Origin of the sequence: Snuella sedimenti, assembly GCF_016428595.1 — a bacterium.
GTDB classification, from domain to species: Bacteria; Bacteroidota; Bacteroidia; order Flavobacteriales; family Flavobacteriaceae; genus Snuella; species Snuella sedimenti.
Genome location: NZ_JAELVQ010000014.1, coordinates 1 through 22,211 on the forward strand (window position 1 = coordinate 1; position 22,211 = coordinate 22,211).

Consider the following 22,211-nt stretch of genomic DNA (forward strand, 5'->3'; position numbering starts at 1 on the left):
GGGAGGTAGGTTATTTAAGAAATAGGGCAAAAATATAAAACGGAACTGAAAATCGTTCCTAGGATTTCAATGCCATAAAACAACAAATAATGCCTTTTTATTTGGTTTTTAACATAGAAACTCTCAGGTTCTTAGGAAAATTTTTGCTAATAATGTGAGTTCGAAGTAATCCAACCGATATTCAAAAACTTATTTTCGATTGAGTGGAATTTTGCATCGATATCAAATGATTTTCTTATACTATAGAAATCCTTTAGAGACTGTTTAAAATTCGTTTTTGAAATTTGTTATAGGTCATTTTTTTGCCAATTAAGGCTTTAAAACCGGAGTTTAGCAACGCTAAATGAGGATTTTCATAACGAAAAGTGGTGAAAAAAGGGGCATAACAAAACCAAAAGGTGGAATTTAAACAGTCTCTTAATAGTTTAAATAAAAGGAGTAAACATTACCACGTCCCCGTTTACATCCCAAATAAAAATTATCTGGAATGCCTTCGTAGAAATCTACTTTCGAGATTGCGTAGGTACAATCGGTGCATTCAGATGGTTTAAAAATAAGCTTGTTGCTTTCTATTATGTTAGGAAGCTCACATTCTGTATTTAGATAATAATTTCCTAAAAGTTTATTTTTGTTGTTAAACACCAAAATTAAATTAGTGACTTTTTTTGTAGGTCCCCAGTACCAGCTAGATGTCATAATTTTAAACACTTCATTTGTCTTAGTGGTAATATTTCCCAAATAGGTTAAATGGGTCTCTGTATCCCCAGATGTACTCCATTTGCCAAAAACAAAACACTGTTCCTTAATGTTTCTAAGCAAAACGGTTTGCCTTATTTCTTCATCTTGTAGTTGACCGAATGCAGCTGAGCAAAACAGTAAAACAATACCTACTGCTAAGTGTATTTTCATAGAGGGATGTGGTTGGTTAAGGGTTGCCAAAATAGTAAAAAAAAAACAAACAGGTAAGAGTAGATGTTAATTGTTTGATTTTTAGTTAATTAAAAACTATTGTTAAACAAATAAATTAATAACAGAATGAAATAATGAAGCTTAAATCAGTATTGTTTAATTAATATAACTATTGCATTTTTTATAAAGTTAAAGATGTAATTCCTTAAAAAACTAGGTAGTTTGTGTTCATTTTGTACTTTTATGCCGATATATAATAAATTCACCTATGCAATTATCCAAAGAAGAGGTTTTAGCACAAGCTAATTTAGTGAGCAAAGGTACTTTAATGGAGACCTTACAGATTGAAATTGTAGATTTTGGCCCCGATTTTTTAACAGCGAGAATGCCGGTAAACTCTAGGGTATATCAACCTGACGGCTTGCTTCATGGTGGTGCAACAGCCGCTTTGGCAGAGAGTGTTGGTAGTTTTGCTTCACATATTTTTTTAGACACTAAGAAGTTTTTTATTCGAGGTATTGAAATCACTGCAAATCACTTAAAAGGTGTTAAGGACGGTTATGTCTATGCAAAGGCAACTTTTTTGCACAAGGGGCGCACAACGCAATTGTTAGATATTAAAGTGACCGATGATGATGGTAATTTGATCTCAGTAGCCAAATTGTCAACTATTTCATTGCCTAAAACCAAATAGTTAGGATGACTTTGGATGATTTTTTTAAGCGTATTCAACAGCAATACGAAAATAAACTCCCATTTGTAGCATATAGAAAGCCAAACACAACTAAAATTGTAGCGTTGCTGCAAAATTCTGATGATATATTAACTGTTCAGGATTTTAATGAGCAAGGTTTTGTGTTTGCACCCTTTGACAACAGTAAAGGAGAAGCTATTTTGATGCCTTTAAAGCAATCGAAAACTATATTTGCTGATAGTGTAGTGGCAGGTACTGAAAAAACATACCTGAGTGCTGCAAACAATAATGCAAGCATAGCTGAAAGACAGCAGCATATTGAGTTGGTTGAAAGCGGCGTAAACGAAATAAAAAATAAGCAGTTTAAAAAAGTTGTGTTGTCTCGTAAAGAAGAAGTAACACTTCAAGAAAGAAGCCCTATCGTGTTTTTAGAAAGACTGTTAGAGTGTTACATTGGTGCATTTGTTTATTGTTGGTATCACCCTAAAATAGGTCTGTGGTTAGGGGCGACACCTGAAACATTAATTAAAATTGAAGGCAGAAAATTTTCTGTTATGTCACTGGCCGGAACACAGGGTTGTAAAGGCGATGTCGATGTGGTTTGGGAAGATAAAGAAAAGAATGAACAAAGGTATGTTACAGAGTTTATAACCAATATTTTAGATGGTTTTTCTAAAGATATAAAGGTTTCCGATACCCAAACGGTCAAGGCTGGTAATTTACTGCATTTAAGAACTCAGATTTCAGGAACTTTAAATGAAGACATAGGCAGTTTTAAACAGCTGCTTTATAGATTGCACCCTACACCAGCAGTTTGCGGGCTACCAAAAGAACCTTCAAAAGAGTTTATTTTAAAAAATGAACACTATAGTCGCGAGTTTTATTCCGGCTTTCTAGGAGAGCTTAATATGGAAACCACGGTAAGGCCACGAACAGGTAAGCGAAATGTTGAAAATCGAGCTTATGCATTAAATAGAAAGCACACACAGCTGTATGTAAATTTAAGGTGTATGCAAATCAAGAACAAGGAAGCTTTAATATATGTTGGTGGAGGCATAACGGAAAGCTCCATTCCAGAAAGAGAGTGGGAAGAGACAGTGTTAAAATCTTTGGTAATTAAAAGTATTCTGTAGCTAAGTTATTAGGCGCTTATTTTATATTTTTGTTTTAGATTAAAACTTCATGATTTACCCAAAGATTCCGTTAGCTCAAACTGTTGTACAACTGTGTAAGGCTAAAAATATAAAGCATGTAATTATTTCCCCTGGAAGTAGAAATGCTCCACTTACTATAGGGTTTTCCAATGATAACTTTTTTAAATGTTATAGCATTGTTGACGAACGTTGCGCTGCGTTCTTTGCATTGGGCATCGCGCAGCAGTTGCAAGAACCTACAGCAGTTGTTTGTACATCGGGTAGTGCCTTGTTAAATTATTACCCAGCTATTGCTGAGGCGTTTTATAGCAACATCCCTCTCGTAATACTTTCGGCAGATAGGCCTAAGCATTTAATTGGGATAGGTGATGGGCAAACGATCAATCAGAAAAATGTGTTTGCCAACCATATTTTATATGCTGCCAATTTAAAATTGGACATAAAGGACGAAAATAACATTCCTGTTGACGAAGAGTTGCCAATATTGAAAAATTTAGAAGACAAATTAGAGCGCTTTTTAGGTTTGCAGAAAGGGATTCAGGCTTATAATGAAGGTGAGATAAATAGTGCTGTAAATCATGCTATAGTAGAGAAAGGTCCGGTGCATATTAACGTTCCGTTTGATGAGCCCCTCTATGATGTGGTTGAAACACTTAGTGTTTCGCCAAAAGCTTCGGATATTCAATTTAGACCTAAAACAATTGATGCTTACGAGTTGCAAGAATGTTTAGAATATTGGAATGCGGCAACCAAAAAAATGATCTTAGTTGGAGTTAATTACCCCAATGAAATAGAGCAAAAGTGGCTTGATGAGCTAGCCGAAGACGATAGCGTTATTGTATTTACAGAAACGACCTCTAACTTGCAACACGATAGCTTTTTCCCGAGCATAGATCAAATAATTGCCCCTTTGTCCCCTGATGAGCAAAAACAACTGCAGCCAGATATACTTTTAACTTTTGGTGGTTTAATTGTTTCCAAAAAAATAAAAGCGCTATTGCGGAAATATCAACCCAAACAGCATTGGCATGTAGGTGAGAAAATGGCAAATGATACATTTTTTTGCCTAAATAAACATATTGAAGTTGCTCCAGATCAGTTTTTTGAATCGTTTTTAAAAAAGCAAACGCATTATGTTAAAAGCGACTATAAAGATGTATGGCTAGCTAAAAAACAATATCGAATAGAGCGGCACAGGGCTTATTTAAAGAAGCTTCCATTTAGTGATTTTAAGGTTTTCGACCTGCTGTTAAAAAGTGTTCCCAATAACAGTATTCTGCATCTTAGCAATAGTTCTGCTATACGCTACATGCAGCTCTTTAGTTGTAATAAAACAGTGCAAGTATACTGCAATAGGGGTACTAGTGGTATTGATGGGAGTACAGCTACTGCTATTGGCTGTTCTGTAGTAAATAAAAAACAAACAGTTTTTATAACAGGTGATTTAAGTTTTTTTTACGATAGCAATGCGTTGTGGAACAATTATACTCCAAAAAACTTCAGAATTATTGTTGTAAACAACCAAGGAGGCGGTATTTTCAGAATCCTTCCCGGGCACAAGAATACCGAGAATTTTGAAACCTATTTTGAGACTCACCATCAATTAACTGCCGAGCACTTATGTAAAATGTATGGCTATAAATATAATAAGGCGTCTAGTGAAGATGGGTTGAAAAAAACGTTAAAGTCATTTTACCTTAATGATGAAGAAAGTCCAAAACTATTAGAGGTATTTACGCCTCGAGAGCTTAACGACGAGGTTCTTTTGGGGTATTTTGATTTTTTAAAATAGAGGTTTGTTGCTAGTACTTAATGTAGGTGTCAAAGAATTTTAAAAACATTATATTTAACTTATTTTAAAAACGATTTACTAATGAACAAACGTGACGAACTTATAGCTAAGTATGCAGTTGAGTTAAGGGATAGATTCAATGTTGATGTGGATATGGAGCTGCTAACCAAGATAACCGTAGGGTGTGGGCCATCTATTTATAACGCCGATTCTTCAACTGTTTCCAGTTCGGATGAGTCAGAACTCGATAGGGTTAAGACCAATTTTTTAATAAAGAAATTAGGCTTAAACGACAATGAAGATTTAGATCGAGCTATTGTCTCTGTGATGGAAAATTATGGAAAAACAAACAGAAGCAAATACAGGGTGGTTGTTTACTATCTATTAACAAAGCATTTTAGCAAAGAATCCGTCTACTAAAACAAAAAAGTTGCCTAAAATTTTTATTGTATACAAATTTTAGACAACCTACCTTTAATCTAAAAGAATTCCTCGACGCTCTACGTCTGGGTTTCCGTTGAAATTGTCATTCCCGTTAAAACGGGAATCAAAATAATAGAATTTCAAGAAATCTTATTATTTGTTTATTTTTTTACGCGTTTTTAAGGTTAAAGGTTTGCGAGTGTACCCAAACAGACGGTAATCTTTTATAAGGTCTGCTGTTCCTTCAGGAACCATATCTTCCCAGCCATGATCTCCTTCGCTAATCATTTGTAAAATTTGTCTGGAGAAAATATTCATAATACTGGAATCGTACTCGTTAATATCAGATACTTTGCCATTGTATTTAAAGAATTTGTATAACTCTTTCATCCTTGGGTAGACCTTTAGGTTTTCGCTGTTAATTAGCTCGCCCGTATCAGGGTTAAGCATAGGGTAGAGGTAAACTTTTAAATCCTTAAAGAAAAGCTTTCCAAAGGCTTCAAGAATGCCCCCGCTTAAGTGTCTGTAATATTTCTCGTCAAAAATATCTACCAGATTACTTACGCCCATAGCAAGCCCCATTCTTGCCTTGGTATATTTGGAGAAGTATTCCACAACTTTATAATACTCTTGGAAATTGGAAATCATAACCGATTGCCCTAACGAACATAAAAGATCCGCTCTATCGATAAAATCTTGCTCATCAATTTCGCCTTCAGCCCGTAAATTAGACAGTGTTATTTCAAAAACAACAATGGTATTCTTAGGGTTGACCCTATTTTCCTTGATGAACATATCGTATGACTTCTCGTACATCTCCATATTGACTTTTGTAACGGGCCTAAAGCTACCGCGCAATGCCAAAACATTCTTTTTGTAGAAAACCTTGGCAGGAAGGACATTGGTGCCGTCTGGTCCAAACATTACGGCGTCTGTCATGCCATTTTTTACTAGCTGTAAGCTCATCAAACGGTTGTCTACATTTTTAAATACGGGGCCTGAGAAGTTTATAGTATCTATTTCTAGTTGATCTTTATCTAAATGATCGTAAAGGTAACGCAACAGTTTTTTAGGCTCGTTGTACTTGTAAAAGGCTCCATATATCAAGTTGGTTCCTAAAACCCCTAGCGTTTCTTGTTGTAATCTAGCGTCGGTTTCTTTAAAGCGTACGTGCAAAATAATTTCATTGTACCCTTTGTTTTCTTCTACCTGGTATTTTATTCCAACCCAACCGTGGCCTTTGTATTGTTTTGCAAAATCTATTGTGGCAACAGTATTGGCGTAGGTGAAAAATATTTTATTGGGATGTTTGTCCCTTGTAATACGCTGTTCCATGAGTTCCATTTCATGGGTAAGCATCTTTCTTAAACGGGCTTCGGTAACATAACGCCCATCATCTTCGGCTCCGTAAATAGCATCACTAAAATCCTTGTCGTATGCAGACATCGCCTTGGCAATGGTTCCAGATGCCCCACCAGCTCTAAAAAAATGTCTGGCCGTTTCCTGTCCAGCTCCAATTTCAGCAAAAGTCCCGTAGATGTTTTCGTTTAAATTTATACGTAATGCTTTTGATTTTAATGAAGGAACATCATCAAATTCTTTATCGCCTTTTATGGTAATTTCCATATCATTTTATAGGTTATATCTTATGTCTACAAAGGTATTAAATAAGTAAGCCAAAATAAAAAATAAGCTTATTTTTGTCTAAAATTAACGTATTTGAAAGTAACTTTTCTTGGCACGGGTACATCTCAAGGCATTCCAATAATAGGTAGCAAACACCCTGTGTGCCTTAGTAAAGACCCTAAAGATAAACGATTGCGTGTCTCTGTTCTTGTTGAGTGGGACAATGTTTCGTATGTTGTTGACTGTGGACCGGATTTTAGGCAGCAAATGCTTAGGGCCAATGTGGAAAGGCTGGACGGCGTCTTGCTTACGCACGAGCATACAGATCATGTTATAGGTTTAGACGATATTAGACCGTTTTATTTTAGGCAAGGGGATATTTCTATATATGGACATAAACGGGTGTTGGGCGAACTAAAAAAGCGCTTTGAATACATCTTTACCACAGAGGATAAATATCCGGGAGCGCCATCCGTTAAGGCTAATATCATTGAAAACAAACCCTTTCAGTTAAGTGGTTTAGAAGTCGTGCCAATAAATGGTATGCACAATAAGTTGCAGGTGTTTGGGTTTAGGTTTAAGGATTTTGCATACTTAACCGATATGAAAACTGTATCAGATAAAGAGGTTGGTAAGATTAAAAACATTAAAGTGTTGGTGGTTAATGCACTTCGAATTAAACCCCACATAGCCCATTTTAACTTAGAAGAAGCCTTGCAGTTTATTGAAAGAGTACAGCCGGAAAGGGCTTATATCACCCATATAAGTCATTTGTTGGGCTTTCACGAAGAAGTGGAGAAAACATTGCCCGAAAATGTATTTTTGGCCTATGATGGCCTTCAGTTAACATTATAGAATAAACTAAAGATTTAGATGAAACAAAAAATATTTATTTACCTATTCGTTTTTTCCATATTACTGGTGTTGTTCCAGTATGTGAATGCTAAACGCGTTTTTGAAGATTTAAACGGCAGACTTGAAAGTAACCGTGCAAAGCTTGAAAAATATAAGGACTCCGTTGCAGTACTGCAAGATGATATTTTAACCCTGTCCCATTTTAACTTAGATAGAAATGAGGATGCTATAAGTTATTTTGAAGCTGAAGGGTATAACGTAAGTGAGTTAATTCCATTTATAAAAGACGAGCTTTACAAGCTTAATGAAGCTAAAGGAGAACATCCGATAATCCCTTATGCAGCAAGTGACGGCAGAAAAATGCTTATAAACACAGTAAAATTATTAAACCACAAATGGATTATTGCCGATTTTTCTGATGGCGAATACTGGGGTGAGCTGTTCTTGACTTATGAAATCACCAAAGAAAAGGAGCTTAAATTTCAACTAGTTGAATCATTTCTGTATCCCTTTTATTAGCATTTAATCAACTTTATAGGCTACTCCTTTTTGCTTATTGGTTTCGCCAACATACGAATACTCAAATGTGTACGAGGAATCCGTTGTTGTTAGTATCTTTAAGTGGATATCCTTTTGCTCTGCCATATTCTTGGGGTTTATGGTTTTAAACACAACCTCACAATCGTTTATCCATCTTAACTGTGAGGAATCAATTTTACTGTTGTAAATTTCTATTTGGAGATCGTTGGTTCTTTTAAATTTAGAGTTATACAAAACACCATCTATGGTAACTTCGCTATAAAACGAGCCCGTTTTGTAGTCAATGCAATTACGGGTTGTTTGATAACAAGCACAAAGACTCAGGAGAAAGGGAAGGATTAAGAACTTCATGTAAATAATTTTAGCAAAACTACTAAAGAATTGCATATTTATAATTAAAAAATCACCGAAAAACCATAATGGACAATTGGCTTAGTTCTCGTAGCTTTTAAAGCTGCCATCAGAATAAAACACTACAATCCGTTCGATGGATTTGTTATTCGACGTATAAGTGTTGGGGTCTGGCTTGCTGCCACTGGTTTGTGTTTCGCTTTTTTCAAGGACATCTGGTTTTCCGAGAGAGGGAAAGGCGCCTTTTCCATTTAGCAACCAGTATATTTCTACTTCAGGAAAACTCGAAAGGACTTTTAAAACAAATTCGAGACTGGGTTTGTTTCTCCCAGATAGTATGTGTGAAATACTAGAGCGTTGAACGCCTATCTTTTCGGCAAAAGATGAGGCAGATTCGCCGTAATATTCTATGACATATTGAAGTCTTTTTGCAAACGCCTCGTTGTTTACCATTGTAAATAATTGCTTGGGTAACCTTTGTTTACAAATGTAGTAAATAAAATTGTGAGTAAGAAAAAACAGGTGTAAAATCAATTTATTAGTTAAACTTAAGGTTTATATTTTAATAATTAATTGACTGAAATACAAAATATTGCTATTAATTTTATTTTTGGTGTGTGCTTTTTCTATTTAACTTTTAAAACAGTAACTTCAATTGTATACAATTGGAAACATTTGATCTTTGTTTTCGTGTATACAATTGTAAAATTGTAATTGTTTACATTTGTGCAATAAAATATTTTTGATGAAAGTAGAAGAAATCAAGTCGTTGTTCTTAACCCATAAAGAACACAGGTTAAAGCATAGATATATTACCAATAACCATATAGCGCCTTTGTTGAATGATTTAAAAGAACACATAGTTATAGAAACTATTGGCACTTCTGTTTTAAAAGATGATATAGAAGCTTTAAAGATTGGATCTGGAGATAAAAAAATATTGATGTGGTCACAAATGCACGGTAATGAATCGACTACAACAAAAGCATTATTCGATTTAATAAACACGCTAATAGATACGTCTCACTTAAGCTATATTCTAGAAGCATGCACGCTGTATATAATCCCTATTTTAAACCCTGATGGCGCCAAGGCTTATACGCGAGTTAATGCAAATAGTGTTGATTTAAACAGAGATGCGCAATTGCTATCACAACCAGAGAGTTTGGTTTTAAAGCAAGCCTTTGAAGCTTTTAAGCCTCATTTCTGCTATAATTTACATGGACAACGGACTATCTTTAGCGCAGGAAAAACAAATAAACCAGCTACTGTTTCGTTTTTAGCGCCTGCACAGGACAAAGAATGTACGGTTACAGCAAATAGAAAAGTTGCTATGGAAGTTATTAGTGTTATGAATAGCACTTTGCAACAGGTAATACCAAATCAAGTAGGGGTCTACGATGACGCTTTTAACCTGAACTGTGTTGGTGATACATTTCAAAGTAAAAATGTACCAACCATTTTGTTTGAAGCAGGACATTTCCATAATGACTATGGAAGGGAATATACAAGAGAATGTATTTACATTTCTTTATTGAGTTCTCTAGACTATATAGCGAGACATAATGTTAATGGAAGCGCTTATAAGCCTTATTTTGAGATTCCAGAAAATGAAAAGTGCTTTTTAGATATTGTTATTAGAAATGTAAATCTAGGAACGGATGTAGCAGGAAACATCGGTGATGTAGGTGTTTTGTTTCAAGAATGTTTGATAGATGGTAAAATTGAATTTATTCCAAAAATAGAATCTATTGGTAATTTGGACGGGCTTTTTGGTCATAAAGAGTTAAACGCAAATCGATTGCAAGTATTTGGAACAGATGGTAAGCCATTAAAAATTGAAGACGAAAACGTTTTCGTAATAATGAATAATGAAAAAATCTCATTATTATTGGAATAAAGGTCATTATTTATCCGTAATTTTTAATAAAAATGTATTATTTTTGGTTTTTATTTAAGAATAGTTAATTATGGGGAAAATCAAATTAGACGAAATCGACCACCAAATTCTTGATATGTTAATCGACAATACAAGAATTCCTTTTACAGATATTGCAAAAAAATTATTGATCTCTGCCGGAACGGTTCACGTTAGGGTGAAAAAGATGGAAGAATCGGGTATTATTAGGGGATCGTCTCTAACTTTAGATTATAAAAAGTTGGGGTATTCGTTCATTGCCTACGTAGGCGTATTTTTAAATAATACATCTCAGACAAAATTTGTTTTAGAGCGTGTTAATGAAATACCTTTTGTTACAGTAGCCCATATTACCACCGGTAAATTTAATATCTTTTGTAAGATTAGGGCTAAAAGCACAGAGCATGCTAAGGAAGTTATTTTTATGTTAGATGATATTGAAGGTGTTTACAGAACAGAGACCATGATTTCTCTAGAGGAGAGTATAAATGATAAAAAACGATTGATGCACTCTATTTTTAATGAAATGTAATTTTTAAGAAGTGTTAATAACATAAAAGTCCTCACCAGTACATTTTACATGTGTAACGGTGAGGACTTTAAATTTTGTATAAACCTAAACTATTCTTCTTCGTCTTTTAAAATTTCAGATGAAATTGCAGGTGTATCGGTATCAACAACGACATTTCCCAAATCATTAACTTCTATATTGTCTTTGTCAAAATTGGTCATTGTATAATGTAATTTACTGCTCACTTTTACTAAATAAACAGCCTCGTCGGTTCTTATTTCTACAGCTTCAATAGTTTGATTGTGGTGGTCATCGAACTTTATAATATCATCATCCCCATAGCCATCAGGAAATTTTTCTGTTAGAAGCTTTAGTACTTCGGGTGTTAGCTTTTTGTAATCAACGATAATTCTCTTCATGGTTAAAAAAATTTTTGGTTGACATTAAACTAATTCTATTCTAGGAGAAATAGCAACTTCTATAAATTTACAAATTATTTTGAATTAAAAAGTTAACCGGCATAAAATTCGAAGGCATCCAAAATAATTTTGTCTTCAACAAGGCAATCTATCTTAGGTTTTCCTATAGCTTCAAGTAATACAAAGTTTATGTTGCCGTGATAGTTCTTTTTATCGTACTTAAGCAAATCCATTATTTTGGGGTAATCGTCCTTGGTTATTTCGACATGTCCGTAGTGTCCTTTCAGGATGTTTTTAATCTCTAATGTAGTTTCCTTCGGAAAACCCGCTAGTTCTGTTGAGATGTAGCTGGCTAATACCATGCCAATTACGATAGCTTCACCATGTAGTAAGGTTGTCTTGTCGGGATTGCTTAAAAAATAAGATTCAATTGCGTGACCAAGGGTATGACCGTAATTTAAGGTTTTTCTTAGGCCATTTTCAAAAGGGTCTGCATCTACAACGTGTTTTTTTATGAGTACCGATTCATAAATAAGTGTATCCAAATCGTCTAAAGTCAATTTCGATAAATCTTTAAACTTGTTCCAGTAGGATGCATTGCTAATAAGTCCGTGCTTTAACATTTCAGCAAGGCCAGAACGCATTTGGTTTTGTGGTAACGTATTCAAAAATTGAGTATCAATAAGTACAATATCTGGTGTGCTAATAACGCCAATCTGGTTTTTTAGATGACCCAGATCAACGCCGGTTTTTCCTCCAACAGACGCGTCTACCATGGCAAGCAGGGAAGTAGGGACGTTAATATAGGCAATTCCTCTTTTAAATGTTGATGCAACAAACCCTCCTAAATCGGTAATAACACCTCCTCCAATATTTATAAGCAAGCTCTTTCTGTCTGCATCAAGCTCAGAAAGCGTATTCCAAACTCCTACACATGTGTCTATGGTTTTGTGTATTTCTCCAGCCTCTATTTCAATAATCTCTATAGCTGTATCGGTTTCTAATTTGGATAAAAAATATGGCAAGCAATTTTCATGCGTGTTCTCATCAACTAAAATGAAAATTTTAGAAAAGTTCTTCTTTTTAAGATGCTGGTTTATAGAAGGAAAACAGGTATCATTAAAATGAATTATCCCGTTGTTTGCTGTAATAGAATCCATAAAATAATTGCTTTTTTTTAGAGGCTGTGAAATTAAGGAGATTTTATATAAAATGGTAACTTAGGATAATTATATTTGCGAAAATTTTTCATTGATAATGCATACAGATCGAATATTTGATAATACAGAAATTGCGTTCTCCTTAAAAAGTGATTCTGAGTTAGAACGTGCATATTATTTATTTAAAATGATTTCAATAGAGCCTTTGGTGCGTATTGGTACTAAAGCTACTAATTTGGCCATTAAGGCCAAACTGCCTGTTGACGGACTGATACGTTCTACGGTTTTTGATCATTTTTGTGGTGGTGTGAGCGAAGAAGACTGTTTGCCCGTGATTGATAAAATGTACGAAAAAGGTGTTAGCTCGGTTTTGGATTATTCGGTAGAAGGGAAGGAAGTGGAGAACGAGTTTGATGCAGCCCTAGATATAACGCTTAAAATCATTGATTTTTCGAAATCCATTGATGCCATGCCTATTGCCGTGTTTAAACCAACAGGGTTTGGGAGATTTTATTTATATGAAAAACTAGGTAAAGGAGATGCGTTTACGGCGGCAGAGCAAGCCGAATGGGACAAGGTTGTGAGTCGCTTTGATGTAGTGTGTAAAAAAGCAAAAGAAAACAATATAGCTGTATTAATTGATGCTGAGGAAAGTTGGATGCAAGATGCAGCCGATGCTTTGGTTACAGCCATGATGAAAAAATACAATACTGAGAAACCGGTTGTTTTTAATACCTTACAGATGTATAGGCATGATAGGTTGGCATTCTTAAAACAACAACATGCTGAAGCCAAAAAAGAAGGTTATTACTTGGGGTATAAGTTAGTTCGTGGTGCTTATATGGAAAAGGAAAACGAACGAGCAAAAGAAAAAGGCTATGTATCTCCAATATGTGTTAGCAAAGAGGCTACCGATGTTAATTTTAACAATGCAGTAAAGTATATGCTTGACAATATTAAGGAGATGTCGCTATTTGCGGGAACTCATAATGAGGAAAGCTCGTATTTGATAATGGATATCATGCAAGAGAAGGGGCTCGAACCGAATGATGATCGTATTTGGTTTGGTCAGTTATACGGGATGAGCGATCATATAAGTTTTAATTTAGCCGAGAAAGGTTATAATGTTGCAAAATACATTCCCTTTGGCCCTGTAAAAGATGTTATGCCGTACTTAATAAGGAGGGCAGAAGAAAACACTTCGGTGGCTGGGCAAACAGGGCGGGAACTAATGTTGCTATCTAAAGAAAGAAAACGAAGGAAAAAAAGATAACTTTCCGTATGGTTGTTACTTTTTAGAGTAGCTTATTACAGTAGCAATGCTGTCGCAATTTTCGACTGTTAAAGCGATATCATTTTCATTATAAAGTCCCTGTACAATATATGTTGCACAGGGTTTTTTATGCGTTTCACTTTTTGAAAAATCAATATCGCCGCGCTTTAATATGTAGCGAATGGCAGAAGAATCTATTGTCTTACTGGCAATGGCGTCTTGAATATCGCTGTTAAATAGAATCTTTTTTGAGTTGATGTTTTTTATAACCCTTGCTTCGGGGCCATAACTACATGAAGTCTTTTTTCCGTTTAAAAAAAACGCTAAAATTATAAGTCCAAGGGAAAAGCCTCCCAAATAATACCCGATGCGTTGTAATAATGTCATTTTATAACTAATTCTACAATCGGTAGTGAGCGCTAGTGTTTTCTAAAGTTTTTAAAATACGAGCAAGTTAATATCGCTGTAATTTAAATCGAACCATTCACCAACCGATTTACTCGTTAAAATACCGTGGTAAAAGTACAACCCATTTTTTAAACCTCTGTCAAATCTCAGGGAATTTTCTATGCCGCCCTCTTCTGCAATTTTCAGCAAGTAAGGTGTAAAAATGTTACTAATTGATATTGAGGCCGTACGGGAATACCTGGCAAGGATATTAGGGACGCAATAATGTATAACATCGTGCTTGATAAACGTAGGGCTTTTGTGGGTTGTTACCTCGCTGGTTTCAAAGCAGCCTCCCATGTCTATACTCACGTCAATAATGATGGCTCTTTTTTTCATATTCCGCACCATAGCTTCAGAAACGATAATTGGCGACCTGTTTTTGCCTCGCACCGCACCAATAACCACATCACAACGCTTTAGCGCTTTTGTTAGGTTTTTAGGTTGTATGGTAGAGGTAAAAAGTGGACGTCCCAAATTTGTTTGAATACGCCGCAGTTTGGTGATCGAATTATCAAATATCTTCACATTGGCACCTAAGCCCAGAGAACTTCTGGCAGCAAATTCACCAACAGTCCCAGCACCTATTATAACAACTTCTGCCGGAGGAACACCACTAATGTTTCCAAACATCAATCCATTACCTTCATTGTTTCCCGATAGCAGTTCTGCAGCGATTAAAACAGAGGCCGTTCCTGCAATTTCACTTAAAGAGCGTACGGCAGGGTAGGTGCCATCGGCATCGCGGATAAACTCAAAGGCCAATGCCGTAATGCGCTTAGCTGCCAAAACCTCAAAATATTTTTTTGTTTGCGTTTTTAATTGGAGTGCGGATATGAGTATGGCTTGCGGATTGATAAGCTTTATCTGATCTAAGCTTGGAGGTTCCACCTTAAGGATCATGGGACAAGCAAATACCTTGGCCGTGTCCTTAGTTATTTCTGCACCAGCTTCGCTATAATCCTTATCGCTAAAACTCGCCCCTAGTCCCGCTCCAGACTCTAGCAATACCCTATGACCATTACTAACAAGCGCAAATACAGCATCAGGCGTTAAACAAACGCGCTTTTCTTGAAAGGCCGTTTCCTTTGGAATACCTATAAAAAGTTCGCCTTTACGTTTAAATATTTCAAGGGTTTCTTCCTGAGGTATTAATTGCTGCTTGGTGAAGGGGGAAATAGCTTTAGACATGTTTCTATTAGTTTTAAAAAATCAAATTACAAATAATTTTCCTATTGCTAATATATTTCTAAATATTCATTATAGTTTTTTGAAGTTATTTTTATTTGAAATAAATAAGCGCTTAATTGTTATCTAAAAAGTTTGAAGGAGGGGTGGTTTTCTACTAAAGGGCTTAGATAAATTAATTAATTATTTTAAGTTTGTAGAGATATAACAATTTATGGCCTCAAAACTAACAATTTTACTCTTGTTTTTATGTTCCACCCTATCGAGTATCGCGCAAGACTTTGTGATATCTGGTCGCGTTTTGGATCAAGATAATAAGGGTGTTGCCTATGCTAACGTTGTATTGCTGAATGCAAAGGATTCATTGGCTATTGGAGGTACGACCACCGATGATAATGGAGACTTTAAGTTGGAAGGGCTAACGTCCAATAAATATATTTTAAAGGTCACCTTTTTAGGTTTTGAATCTTATGAAACCGCTATCGATCTAAATGAAAACACAAGTGTTGGTACTGTTATTTTAAAGGAAGCAAACCAGGCATTAGAAGGCGTTACGGTAGTTGCAAAACGTCCAACTGTAAAACGCATGGTTGACCGCTTGGTGTTTAATGTTGAGAATTCGACTTTGTCCAACTCCAATGTATTGGATGTTTTAAAGCATACACCGGGCGTTTTGGTACACGACGGCAAAATAACCGTGAAAAATACCTTGCCAACCGTTTATATAAACGACAGAAAGGTGCACTTATCTATCGAAGAAGTACAGCAGCTTTTAGAGGGTACCTCGGCTACCAATGTAAAATCTGTGGAGGTTATTACCAATCCACCAGCCAAATACGAAGCAGAAGGCGGCGCTGTGCTTAATATAGTTACGAGCAAAAATATTGTTGCAGGCTATAATGGTAGCGTTTTTGGAAATTACAAGCAAGGGCAGGAGTACCCCAAGTACAGTTTTGGTACGAGCCATTTTTTTAAGAGTAAAAAAGTAAATACTTATTTGAACTATAATATTAGCCCTCGAAAAGAATTTAGAAAGGATGATGAATTCATTAATTTTATAAATAACAACCAAATTATATCATGTTGGATTTCATCATACAATAGGGAGCAAAAAAAAAATAATCAAAATATAAACACTAACATAGATTATAAGCTAAATAAAAATAACAATTTGGGGGTTTCTGCTAGCATGCTAATTTCACCAAGAAAATATACTCATACTGAAGTCAATTCAGATACTAAAGTTTATAATACAAATAATGTACTAGATTCAACTTTTAAAACAAACAATAAGAGAGTTAGTGAATTAACTAATTTAGCTTTCACACTAGATTATGTTCATAAATTTAAAGAAAAAAGAGGTAAGGAGTTATCTATAAATATACACCATACTAATTATGATTTTTCAAATTTTCAAAATGTTCACACTCAATATTTCTTACAAAGAGATGAATTATTTAGAGTCAATAAATTTCAAACCTATGCTAGTCAAAAAATAAAATTATTTACTAGTCAAATTGATTACGAATTGCCTTGTGATAATTTATCAAAGATTGAGGCAGGATTGAAGGTGTCAAGTATTAAATCTGAAAGTATTTTGAAACAATATCGTTTTGAAAATGATGATAAATTTGAAGATTTACAGAACTCTGATCTATTTTTATATAATGAAGTTAATTATGCTGGTTATATAGGTTTTTATAGAAATTGGGGTAAATGGAGTTTGAAATCAGGAATAAGAGTAGAGCATACCTCTGTTACTGGTAATTCTATGTTGGCCGGCATAATCAATGAAGAAGAGTATATTAAGTTTTTCCCGTCTTTTTATTTATTAAAGCAAATAAATGATAAGAACTCATTCTATATTAAATACAATAAACGAATTTATAGGCCTCGCTATAGTGAATTAAATCCTTTCAAATATTTTTTAAACGATAATGTATATGTTACTGGTGATCCAAATTTAATTCCCGAAATAGATGACGTATACACTTTAGGCTATACTATAAATAAAGAGTATACTTTTGAGTTATATTACCGTTACGAGAAAGATCCTACGCAAGAAATATCTTTTCAAGATAACAGTAACAATATTATAAAGAACACTTACACTAATTTAAAGAATAATGTAACTTACGGTTTAGATTTCACAACGTATTCTCAAATGTTGCCTAATTGGAATATTTATGTATTATCGTCTTTATATTATTATAAACAGTATTTTTTTGCTCTGGAGAGTAACAATGAATTAATAGCAAATGACAAATGGTCTGTATATTCTCAACTAATTAATTATTTCACGTTTTTAAAAGATAAAAGCTTTAATGCAGAAGTATCACTTTTGTATTGGTCTCCATTTGTTGATGGCCCTTCAGATATTAGTAGTCAATTTGCAATTGATGTTAATTTAAAGAAAGCATTTTGGAATAATAGAGCTTATTTAAGTATTGGTGTATTGGATTTATTTAATACAAAAAATTATACTGAGACAATTAAATACTTAAACCAAGATAAAATATTTAAACCAAGATTGGAAAGCAGACTTTTAACAATTGGCTTTAGCTGTAAATTCGGGAACTATAAATTACGTAATAATAAAAAGGAATTTCTTTTAAACGAAAGAGAAAGATTAGGGAGTAATTAACTTTAAAAATAAAGTTTAAAAATATTGTTTTACTTTCCCCCAAAAACCTTTAGGAGACACTTTAAATTCATCTTCTAAATCCTGCATACTTTTGTCAACTTCATTAATCTTGTTAAACATTTTAGCTCTCAATAAATAAACAGATGGAATTACAACAGCCATAATGGGTATCATATACATTAATTGAAATTCATCGACGTATTCTATATCATCATTAAACAAATTAAATATTTGATACAAGAACATAGTAATAGGTACTAATATTGCATGGTACCACCAATGGCGACAAGTAAAAAACCAAATAAATATTAAAAGTAATGGAACAGCCTTACTTACAAAAAAATACATGAAACTATTGGCGTTTTCAAAGTATCCGCTATTGTAAGTAAATAAAAAAGTGTCCCAGACTTTTGTATCTGGAACACTCTCATATAAATAAAACAAATATGGTGTAATAGCTATAAGCGTTGCAATTACGCTTCCTATAACCAAATTTTTCTTATTATTTTGTTGGAACCTTCGTTCCTTTGTCGATTTTAACTGTTGTTGCTCCATCTAAGTTATAAGCGTTAACTGCTTGAGCTGTAAACAACACTCCTCCGAATATCGCGATTGCGATTAAATACTTTTTAGTTTTCATTTTATAAGGGATTTAATTAATTAATATACCCAAATGTAACTAAAGTGTATTTTGAAGTTTGTACCCAAATGTTAAAATTATGTTAAAAACAATGGTTTTTAAATTTTAAGCTGTGGGATTTCCGTAATACTTCAATTTCTGGAGCGTTTTGTGTTATTTAAATGTGCTCAATATGTGTTTCGGTTAAACGTTTCTTTAAATTTAATTTCAATGTTCTTGATTGATCTGGGTTCAATTCCAATTCAATTCTGTCATGCGCTTCCGGCACAATCGTTTCAATTTTTTCCGGCCATTCTATAATCGACCAATTATTTGAAAACAAATAATCCTCTATTCCAAAATTATAAGCCTCTTCCAAGTCCTTGATTCTATACAAATCAAAATGGTATAACAGCCCGTTTTCCGCTTCATACTCATTGACAATGGAAAAGGTGGGGCTACTCACATCATCATTGCTTCCCAAGGCCTTAACCAAGGCTTTTATAAGTGTGGTTTTACCCACGCCCATTTCGCCATATAGCAATATGGTCTTCGATGTGACACTCTGCAAGAGTGTTTTTGCTACATCGTTAACATCATCTAGCGTGTAATTAATTTCCAAATATTTCAATTTTTTATACAATAATACTAATAAAATCTGATAAAAACCAACAAACAATGCATTTCGTCGATGTTTTTAGTCATTACATAGAATTATTTCGGATTGAAAACAACAATCGGAATAATCATTTCTTCCAAAGAAACACCGCCATGTTGGTAGGTATTTCTGTAATAACTCACATAATGATTGTAATTATTGGGATAGGCAAAGAACAGGTCACCTTTTGCAAAAATATAAGAACTACTCATATTTATGGTAGGTAAGTGGATACTTTTTGGTTCTTTGGCAACCAGTACATCTTTGTTGTCGTACGTTAAGCTTTTGCCCGTTTTGTACCGTAGGTTCAAACTGGTATCCCTATCGCCAATAACTTTTGAAGGATTTTTTACATTAATGGTGCCGTGATCGGTAGTTAAAATGAGTTTAAATCCTAGTTGCTGCGCATGTTGGATCATTTCTAGTAGTGGTGAGTTTTTAAACCAGCTTACTGTTAGCGATCTATAAGCTTTATCGTTTGATGCCAATTCTTGAACAACTTCCATTTCGGTTTTGGCATGCGATAACATGTCAACAAAATTATAGACCACTACGGTCAAGTCATTTTTTTTCAAGGATTTAAAATTGTCTACTAACTTTTTCCCGGTCTTCAGGTTGGTGATTTTATAATACTCGTAGTTTAGGTTATTAAGTCCTAAACGTTTCATTTGGGTTTTAAGGAACTTATCCTCGTAAAGGTTCTTGCCACCTTCGTCGGTGTCATTTTTCCAATATTCGGGAAAAAGCTTTTCCATGTCGCTGGGCATCAAACCCGAGAATATCGCGTTACGGGCATATTGTGTTGCGGTTGGTAGAATGCTAAAAAACGCCTCTTCTTTTTCCTTCTTGTAATAATTACCTATAATGGGCTCGAAGGCTTTCCATTGGTCGTAACGTAAATTATCGATAACCACCAATAGAGTAGGTTGTTCCTTGCTTAACTCCGGCGCTATTTTCTCCTTAAACAGCGTGTGCGACATTATTGGTGCTTCCGTTTGCGGTTCGAACCATTTTGGGTAGTTTCTTTCAATAAATTTTCCAAATTGGGTGTTGGCTTCCGTTTTTTGGGATTCCAATATTTCAAACATCCCGGGATCTTCAATCGCTTCCAATTGGATTTCCCAGTAAATAAGTTTAAGGTATAGGCTTACCCATTCGTCATAACTGTTAACCATTGCCAGTTCCATTGCAATTTTCCTGAACTCTTGTTGGTAATTGGAGGTTGTTTTTTCAGATACCAGCCGAGAAAGGTCCAGATTCTTTTTTAAACTTAACAATATTTGGTTTGGGTTGACGGGCTTAATAAGGTAATCGGCTATTTTATTGCCAATGGCCTCTTCCATAATATACTCTTCCTCACTTTTCGTTATCATAACAACGGGAAGCGTATCTTGTTTCTCCTTAATTTCATTTAAAGTTTCAAGTCCGGTAAGTCCTGGCATGTTCTCATCCAAAAAAACAATATCAAAGTTTTTTTCGTCCAAAAGTTCTATTGCTTCCGTTCCGCTTGTACAGGTCGTTACATTGTACTGCTTTTGTTCAAGAAATAGTATATGGGGCTTTAATAAATCTATTTCGTCATCAACCCAAAGTATTTGTATGGTGCTCATATAAATTTTATAAAATTGTTACTCGATAATCGAGATTTAAATGCCTCTTAGGCATATAGTATTTGTTGTTTCAATCACTATGTCTTATAAATTGCGGTCCAAATTTTTAAGCATAGCGATAACATTATATATTTGTCTTACTAAACCTTAACTTTTAAAGTTTGAACAAACTTAAAATATTAAACGATCCAATTTACGGATTTATTACGATTCCCAATTCGTTAGTTTTTGATTTAATTCAGCATAAGTATTTTCAGCGTTTGAGGCGCATCACTCAAATGGGAATGTCCTATTTGGTATATCCGGGCGCGCACCACACACGTTTTCATCATGCGATTGGTTGTGTGCATTTAATGCAGCAAACGGTTAATGTGCTTCGTTTTAAGGGTGTTACAATATCTGAAGAAGAGGAAGATGCGCTTTATATTGCTATTTTATTGCATGATATTGGTCATGGACCATTCTCGCATGCTATGGAACATAGTATTGTTAATAATGTGTCCCATGAGCAAATTTCACTTCTGTTTATGGAGCGTTTAAATGAAGAGTTTAACGGAAGTTTAACATTAGCCATTCAAATTTTTAAGCGCGAATACCACAGAAAATTTATGTGCGAGCTCATTTCTGGTCAGTTGGACATGGATCGTGCAGATTATTTGAAACGTGATAGCTTTTATACAGGCGTGGCCGAAGGCAATATAAACAGCGAACGCCTTATAACAATGCTTAATGTAGTTGATGACGAGTTGGTTGTTGAGGAAAAAGGGATTTACAGTGTCGAAAAATTCATTATTGCCCGACGCTTAATGTATTGGCAGGTTTATTTGCACAAAACGGGGCTGGTAGCCGAGCAACTCCTGATACGGGTTTTAAAACGGGCAAAGGAGTTGCACGTACAAGGATATAAATTGCAAGGGAGTGCTGCACTCCAATACTTTTTAGAAAACGAAATTTCCATACACAATTTTACAAATGCCACGCTGGATGTTTTTTCCAGTTTAGACGATTATGATATTATTTCGGCTATGAAAGACTGGCAGCATAACGACGATTTTGTGTTAAGTAATTTAAGTAAGATGATAATAAACAGGAACTTACTTAAAATTAAAATGAAGAATAAAAAGATAAAAGCAAAGCACCTTGAAAAACATCTAGAAAATTTGAGGACTACCAATGGCATTACGACTGAAGAAGCCTCTTATTTTGTTTTTACGGGCAGTATTTTTAATCAGGCCTATCACGAAAAGCACCAAAATATAAACATACTGCACAAGTCTGGGAAAACAGAAGATATTGTAAAGGCATCCGATCAACTTAACTTAAAAGCCCTGTCAAAACCTGTTACGAAATATTATATATGCTATCCTAAAGGCAAACTTTAGTGTATTTTTCCTATTTTTGCCGAAAATAAACTAACAAC

The 22,211-nt window shown here is 34.6% G+C and carries 23 protein-coding genes; 11 read left to right on the plus strand and 12 right to left on the minus strand.

Annotated features, from left to right (window positions below; all coding sequences use genetic code 11):
• Positions 1 to 417 precede the first annotated feature (417 nt).
• Entirely contained in the window at positions 418 to 909 is a 492-nt protein-coding gene (locus JF259_RS11120) for a hypothetical protein (protein ID WP_199115403.1), read from the minus strand.
• A gap of 268 nt (positions 910 to 1,177) precedes the next feature.
• Here JF259_RS11120 and JF259_RS11125 point away from each other — a divergent pair, with 268 nt between their 5' ends.
• The 4 genes from JF259_RS11125 (at position 1,178) to JF259_RS11140 (ending at position 4,969) form a co-directional block, all read left to right on the plus strand.
• Entirely contained in the window at positions 1,178 to 1,603 is a 426-nt protein-coding gene (locus tag JF259_RS11125; protein WP_199115404.1) for a PaaI family thioesterase, read from the plus strand.
• A 5-nt stretch (positions 1,604 to 1,608) separates the two neighbouring features.
• Entirely contained in the window at positions 1,609 to 2,736 is a 1,128-nt protein-coding gene (locus JF259_RS11130) for a chorismate-binding protein (protein WP_199115405.1), read from the plus strand.
• A gap of 49 nt (positions 2,737 to 2,785) precedes the next feature.
• Positions 2,786 to 4,549: a 2-succinyl-5-enolpyruvyl-6-hydroxy-3-cyclohexene-1-carboxylate synthase gene (gene menD / locus JF259_RS11135; RefSeq protein WP_199115406.1), complete on the plus strand. Its 1,764-nt coding sequence runs from the start codon at positions 2,786 to 2,788 to the stop codon at positions 4,547 to 4,549.
• Positions 4,550 to 4,630: 81 nt separating this feature from the next.
• Complete coding sequence (locus JF259_RS11140; RefSeq protein WP_199115407.1) at positions 4,631 to 4,969, plus strand: DUF2853 family protein; 339 nt, start codon at positions 4,631 to 4,633, stop codon at positions 4,967 to 4,969.
• 156 nt (positions 4,970 to 5,125) lie between these two features.
• On the opposite strand, the gene JF259_RS11145 is transcribed toward JF259_RS11140, so the two are convergent.
• Positions 5,126 to 6,598 carry a TonB-dependent receptor gene (locus JF259_RS11145; protein ID WP_199115408.1) on the minus strand — a complete coding sequence of 491 codons (1,473 nt, stop codon included), beginning with the start codon at positions 6,596 to 6,598 and terminating at the stop codon, positions 5,126 to 5,128.
• 93 nt (positions 6,599 to 6,691) lie between these two features.
• Between JF259_RS11145 and JF259_RS11150 the strand changes: the two genes are divergently transcribed.
• Together JF259_RS11150 and JF259_RS11155 are read left to right on the plus strand one after the other, a co-directional pair.
• A complete protein-coding gene (locus JF259_RS11150) occupies positions 6,692 to 7,453 on the plus strand; it encodes an MBL fold metallo-hydrolase (RefSeq protein ID WP_199115409.1) in 762 nt (253 codons plus the stop codon).
• 18 nt (positions 7,454 to 7,471) lie between these two features.
• A complete protein-coding gene (locus tag JF259_RS11155) occupies positions 7,472 to 7,972 on the plus strand; it encodes a hydrolase (protein WP_199115410.1) in 501 nt (166 codons plus the stop codon).
• Between the two features lie 3 nt (positions 7,973 to 7,975).
• Here the strand turns inward: JF259_RS11155 and JF259_RS11160 are convergent, their stop codons facing one another.
• A complete protein-coding gene (locus JF259_RS11160; protein WP_199115411.1) occupies positions 7,976 to 8,344 on the minus strand; it encodes a DNA topoisomerase IV in 369 nt (122 codons plus the stop codon).
• An 81-nt stretch (positions 8,345 to 8,425) separates the two neighbouring features.
• Complete coding sequence (locus JF259_RS11165) at positions 8,426 to 8,797, minus strand: helix-turn-helix domain-containing protein (RefSeq protein ID WP_199115412.1); 372 nt, start codon at positions 8,795 to 8,797, stop codon at positions 8,426 to 8,428.
• Between the two features lie 292 nt (positions 8,798 to 9,089).
• Between JF259_RS11165 and JF259_RS11170 the strand changes: the two genes are divergently transcribed.
• Both JF259_RS11170 and JF259_RS11175 read left to right on the plus strand, forming a co-directional pair.
• Positions 9,090 to 10,244, plus strand: coding sequence for a M14 family zinc carboxypeptidase (locus JF259_RS11170; protein WP_199115413.1), 1,155 nt, complete (start codon positions 9,090 to 9,092; stop codon positions 10,242 to 10,244).
• 70 nt (positions 10,245 to 10,314) lie between these two features.
• Positions 10,315 to 10,794, plus strand: coding sequence for an Lrp/AsnC family transcriptional regulator (locus tag JF259_RS11175; protein ID WP_199115414.1), 480 nt, complete (start codon positions 10,315 to 10,317; stop codon positions 10,792 to 10,794).
• An 89-nt stretch (positions 10,795 to 10,883) separates the two neighbouring features.
• On the opposite strand, the gene JF259_RS11180 is transcribed toward JF259_RS11175, so the two are convergent.
• Positions 10,884 to 11,192: a hypothetical protein gene (locus JF259_RS11180; protein WP_199115415.1), complete on the minus strand. Its 309-nt coding sequence runs from the start codon at positions 11,190 to 11,192 to the stop codon at positions 10,884 to 10,886.
• A 92-nt stretch (positions 11,193 to 11,284) separates the two neighbouring features.
• Positions 11,285 to 12,352, minus strand: coding sequence for a 3-dehydroquinate synthase (gene aroB, locus JF259_RS11185; RefSeq protein WP_199115416.1), 1,068 nt, complete (start codon positions 12,350 to 12,352; stop codon positions 11,285 to 11,287).
• 97 nt (positions 12,353 to 12,449) lie between these two features.
• Here aroB and JF259_RS11190 point away from each other — a divergent pair, with 97 nt between their 5' ends.
• Positions 12,450 to 13,625 carry a proline dehydrogenase family protein gene (locus tag JF259_RS11190; protein ID WP_199115417.1) on the plus strand — a complete coding sequence of 392 codons (1,176 nt, stop codon included), beginning with the start codon at positions 12,450 to 12,452 and terminating at the stop codon, positions 13,623 to 13,625.
• 15 nt (positions 13,626 to 13,640) lie between these two features.
• Here JF259_RS11190 and JF259_RS11195 read toward each other — a convergent pair whose 3' ends face one another.
• Positions 13,641 to 14,012, minus strand: a complete 372-nt coding sequence (locus JF259_RS11195; protein ID WP_199115418.1) for a DUF4258 domain-containing protein — start codon at positions 14,010 to 14,012, stop codon at positions 13,641 to 13,643.
• A 51-nt stretch (positions 14,013 to 14,063) separates the two neighbouring features.
• Entirely contained in the window at positions 14,064 to 15,263 is a 1,200-nt protein-coding gene (locus JF259_RS11200) for an alanine dehydrogenase (protein ID WP_199115419.1), read from the minus strand.
• A 211-nt stretch (positions 15,264 to 15,474) separates the two neighbouring features.
• Here JF259_RS11200 and JF259_RS11205 point away from each other — a divergent pair, with 211 nt between their 5' ends.
• On the plus strand, positions 15,475 to 17,904 hold the full coding sequence (locus JF259_RS11205; RefSeq protein WP_199115420.1) for an outer membrane beta-barrel protein: 2,430 nt from the start codon (positions 15,475 to 15,477) through the stop codon (positions 17,902 to 17,904).
• Positions 17,905 to 17,919: 15 nt separating this feature from the next.
• Here JF259_RS11205 and JF259_RS11210 read toward each other — a convergent pair whose 3' ends face one another.
• From JF259_RS11210 to porX, 4 genes are all read right to left on the minus strand, one after another.
• Positions 17,920 to 18,396 (minus strand): hypothetical protein, encoded by a 477-nt coding sequence (locus JF259_RS11210; RefSeq protein ID WP_233164231.1) that lies wholly within the window; start codon positions 18,394 to 18,396, stop codon positions 17,920 to 17,922.
• Between the two features lie 10 nt (positions 18,397 to 18,406).
• Positions 18,407 to 18,544, minus strand: coding sequence for a hypothetical protein (locus JF259_RS11215; protein ID WP_199115422.1), 138 nt, complete (start codon positions 18,542 to 18,544; stop codon positions 18,407 to 18,409).
• A 157-nt stretch (positions 18,545 to 18,701) separates the two neighbouring features.
• Complete coding sequence (tsaE, locus tag JF259_RS11220; RefSeq protein WP_394370597.1) at positions 18,702 to 19,154, minus strand: tRNA (adenosine(37)-N6)-threonylcarbamoyltransferase complex ATPase subunit type 1 TsaE; 453 nt, start codon at positions 19,152 to 19,154, stop codon at positions 18,702 to 18,704.
• Between the two features lie 83 nt (positions 19,155 to 19,237).
• Positions 19,238 to 20,791 carry a T9SS response regulator signal transducer PorX gene (porX, locus tag JF259_RS11225; protein WP_199115423.1) on the minus strand — a complete coding sequence of 518 codons (1,554 nt, stop codon included), beginning with the start codon at positions 20,789 to 20,791 and terminating at the stop codon, positions 19,238 to 19,240.
• A gap of 161 nt (positions 20,792 to 20,952) precedes the next feature.
• Here porX and JF259_RS11230 point away from each other — a divergent pair, with 161 nt between their 5' ends.
• Positions 20,953 to 22,173 carry an HD domain-containing protein gene (locus JF259_RS11230; RefSeq protein ID WP_199115424.1) on the plus strand — a complete coding sequence of 407 codons (1,221 nt, stop codon included), beginning with the start codon at positions 20,953 to 20,955 and terminating at the stop codon, positions 22,171 to 22,173.
• Positions 22,174 to 22,211 lie beyond the last annotated feature (38 nt).